This is a genomic window from Candidatus Cardinium hertigii, from assembly GCF_003788695.1.
Genome location: NZ_RARA01000025.1, coordinates 2,695 through 3,290, shown reverse-complemented (window position 1 = coordinate 3,290; position 596 = coordinate 2,695). Strand labels below are relative to the sequence as shown.

The following is a 596-nucleotide window of genomic DNA, read 5'->3' as shown; positions in this document are numbered from 1 at the left end:
CAAGCTTTGGTTAACCCAAACAAGTCAGTTGCCACTTGTTTTAAACTTTCTCCTAAGTTTTTAATAGCACTATGAGCACTATGGGCAAGCCTTTCAAAATCCCTAGCTAAGTGAGACCAGCAAATTTGGCGTTTTGATGGACTAAAATAGTTATAGACTGCATATCTATCGCTGACTATTGTTGCATGTTTACCTGCAAATGCACTATTTTTTAAAACATGCATACCTCTAGAAGGCGTAAGCTTAAGGACGCTACCTACTTGATTGGTAAATAGCCAACACCAGCCAAGCTTACCCTTAGTATAATGGCTTGTTTCGTCTATATGTAGCAAGTTGCTTTGGCTAACTTTCTGTACTATAGTTTGATACGACGCAGCACATTTCGAGGATACCTTTCCTTCACTACTATTAGATATAGTGCCAAGACTAATAGGAAGATTACATATATCTTTTAAGATATCGGCTACTTCCCGCTTAGAATTTTTGTAAAAGCCTGTTAAAGCTGTAATAACTGATTTTGTTCTTGGGCCAAATATGTCTGACGTAACGTTAGGGGGAAGATCAGCAGTACGGCGTTTACCGCATTGTTTACAACG

The 596-nt window shown here is 38.6% G+C and carries 1 protein-coding gene (running past one end of the window); it reads right to left on the bottom strand.

Annotation, left to right across the window (positions count from 1 at the left end):
- The coding region annotated (locus EDM02_RS03195) for an IS66 family transposase (RefSeq protein ID WP_184891117.1) crosses the window boundary (this coding region is incomplete at both ends): on the bottom strand, window positions 1-596 show 596 of its 742 nt. 146 nt of the annotated region lie to the left of the window's left edge.